Below are 3,387 nucleotides of genomic sequence, written 5' to 3' on the forward strand. Positions count from 1 at the left end.
AAATATTTTTGTTAATTTTTTATAAAATTATTGCAAAAATCAGTTTCTCCTAATATAATTGTCACAGACACAAATTTTAAAATTCTTGATGCATACTACAGAAGACCAAAATCAAAAGAAATAACAGGTGAAATATTTACAAAAGCCAAAAAAATTATTGAAAATAACGATATAACTGAGAAAAAAGAAGTCAAACTCAAAAATGAATATGACAACAAATTACCATACTCAACATTCATCGAAAATTACTATGACAACTTAAAAATAAAAGAAACTAAAACACATAATACAGAAATGTTTAATAAAACATATGAACAAGAAAAAACCAACTTAGAAAGAAAAATATACTCTCTAAACAAGCAACTAATTTCAATGGACATAATAGAAACTCATAAAGAAAAAGGTGAAATGATTTTATCAAATATAAACAAAATTAAAAAAGGAATGAGTGAAATTACTTTACAAAACAACAATGGAGAAGAAATTAAAATAACATTAGAAAAAAAATTATCTCCTCAAGATAATGCTTTAAAATATTTTAAAATATTAACAAAAAAAACAAAAATTTTCTTAAGATTGTGCAAGAGCAATTAAAAAATGCAAAAACACAATATAACACATTAATATCAAACACAACTTATACAAAAGAAAAAAACCACACAGCTCTGACTAATGAAAAAACAACAAAACAAAAAACCATTAAAAAAACATCTATTGGGCTCCATTTTATATCTCATGGATTTGAAATTATTGTGGGAAGAAATGCAAAAGAAAATGACGAACTCTTAAGAAGTTGGGCAAAAGGAAATGATTATTGGTTACATACAAGAGATTATCCTGGTGCTTATGTATTTATTAGAAATCAAAAAGACAAAACACCTCCTCTTGAAGTTTTAATAGATGCTGGTAATTTATGTGTATTTTATACAAAGCCAGCAAAACAAGCGGGAAAAGCTGACCTTTACTATACCAATGTCAAATATTTAAGAAAAATTAAAGGAGAAAAAAAAGGACTTGTAATACCTCACAGAGAAAAAAATTTAAACATCAAATTAGATCTCAAAATATTAAACAAACTTAAAAACAAAAATTAAGTTTATAATATATCCTAACTTAAATCTAAAAATTAAACGACAAGTTCTTTCAAAAATATTGTTATTGGGGATTAAAAAGCATAAAATTTAAATACTGTAGGAGAAAAATAAATATGATACAAAAATTAACAAAAATAGTAGCAACAATATCAGATCTAAGATGCGATCCAGAACATATAAAAGAATTATATGAAGCAGGTGTAAATGTAATACGACTAAACACTGCTCATCAATCACATGCCGATGCAATAAAAGTCATAAATAATGTTAGACAAGTTTCAAATAAAATAGCATTAATGATTGATACAAAAGGACCAGAAGTTAGAACAGCTAATATTGAAAAGCCTATTACTGTTAAAATAGGAGACAAAGTAATAATCTCTACAACACCTATAAATGATCCTAATGCATTTCAAACTAACTATGATGGATTTGTTAATGAAGTTCCAAATGGAGCAAAAATTCTAATTGATGATGGTGAACTTGAAATGATTGTCATCGAAAAATCTGCAGATAAATTAATTTGTCAAATTAAAAACGATGGGCAAATTAAAAACAAAAAATCAATAAATACACCAGGAATTTCACTAAAATTACAATCCGTTACTGATAAAGACAAAGGCTTTATTGAACTTGCAGCAAAACACAATATTGATTTTATTGCACATTCTTTTGTAAGGCATGCACAAGATATTCAAGACGTCAAAGATATATTAAACGCTGCAGGAAATCCAGACGTAAAAATTATTTCCAAAGTCGAAAATCAAGAAGGAATTGATAACATAGAAGAAATTGCCAAAGCTTCCTACGGAATTATGGTTGCAAGGGGAGATATGGGAGTTGAAATACCTGCTGAAGATGTTCCTTTAGCACAAATTAAAATAACTAAAACCTGCATTAAGTACGGCATACCTGTAATTACAGCAACGCAAATGTTGCATACAATGATTGAAAATCCAAGACCTACAAGAGCAGAAGTATCTGATGTTGCCAATGCAATTCTAAATGGTACAGACGCAATAATGCTATCTGGAGAGACAGCTTATGGAAAATATCCAATTGAAGCTGTTAAAATGATGACCAAAATTGCAAGAGAAGTCGAAAAATATAGAGAGCAAACACTGTTTCAAGATGAAATTTTCTGTAGCAAAAAAATAATAAGAAATTACATTATAAAATGTGCAATCGATGCAACTAAAATAATGCCTATTAAAGCTATTATCGTTGATTCACTTAAAGGAAGAACTGCCAGAATAATGGCAACATATAGAGCAAGTGTGCCACTATTTATTACGACAAATAATGAAAGAATAGCAAGAGAATTATCACTCTCTTATGGTGTTTATTCTAATCTTGTTGAAAACAATTTTAAAAGAACAAATGAATTTGTAGCAACTTCTCTTAAAATGCTTAAAACACAAGAAATAGTTAAAAATTCAGATATTATAGTAATTATTTCTGGAAATCCCAACAGAGATACCAATAAGGGTACAGAATTTATGGAAATAAACACAGTAGAAGAAGCAATTAAGGGACATAATTTATAAATAAAATAAGAAATAGCTTAGTTGATAATATTTTTTATCCAACTAATATAACACCAAAATTATTCAGTTTATATAAAAGAAAAACTCATAAAGCACTTTTAACTACAAATGGGACTTACGAATTTGACACTAGATACTATTGATAATTTAAAAAAAATAATAACTTACAATACAAAAAACAGATTTATCATTTTCATATACAAAAGAAAATTCAAAGATTAATATATCAACTCATAAAGCTTGGAAATTTTTTGATAAAACAATTGATGTTAATTTAGACATAATAAATTTAATAAAAAACTTTACATTTACAAATGTAGAAGACAAAATAATAGAAAATGATCACAAAATTGAAATTGTATTAAATTTTATTAAAGATATAACACAGAATATCAAAATTATTCCCATTATTTTAGGTAACCCCAAAAACCAAACTATTAAAGAATATTGCACATTTTTAAAACCATTTACAACGCAAGAAGAAAATTCTTTTATATTTTTATCTCATTTTATTTCACACTCTACAAATTTAAATAAAGCCACCCAATTAGCAACAACCTTAAAACAACTCTTAAACACGTCTTCCTTAAATTCATCAATTTTACTAGAACATCACAAATCACACAAAATATTTCCTGAAAATATAACTGCCCTTATTATAATTCATCAAATTTTTACCAACTTTGAATTTTTAAATCATCAAATCATTAACAATAACAATGAATATTCAATAATAGAAAATATAC

At 26.3% G+C, this 3,387-nt stretch carries 1 protein-coding gene and 2 pseudogenes; all 3 read left to right on the forward strand.

Going from position 1 to position 3,387, the window contains the following annotated elements; all coding sequences use genetic code 11:
• Positions 1-1,094, forward strand: a pseudogene (locus tag BN1173_RS01765) (NFACT RNA binding domain-containing protein); the annotation flags it as partial.
• Positions 1,095-1,207: 113 nt separating this feature from the next.
• Complete coding sequence (gene pyk, locus BN1173_RS01770) at positions 1,208-2,641, forward strand: pyruvate kinase (protein WP_014696221.1); 1,434 nt, start codon at positions 1,208-1,210, stop codon at positions 2,639-2,641.
• A 5-nt stretch (positions 2,642-2,646) separates the two neighbouring features.
• Positions 2,647-3,387: pseudogene (amrB, locus tag BN1173_RS01775) on the forward strand (AmmeMemoRadiSam system protein B); the annotation flags it as partial.

It is taken from the genome of Borrelia crocidurae (genome assembly GCF_000825665.2).
Taxonomy (GTDB): domain Bacteria; phylum Spirochaetota; class Spirochaetia; order Borreliales; family Borreliaceae; genus Borrelia; species Borrelia duttonii.

What these genes read in the sequence shown, in the direction of transcription:
- pyk (WP_014696221.1), top strand. Translation starts at nt 1,208, where the DNA reads ATGATACAAAAATTAACAAAAATAGTAGCAACAATATCAGATCTAAGA.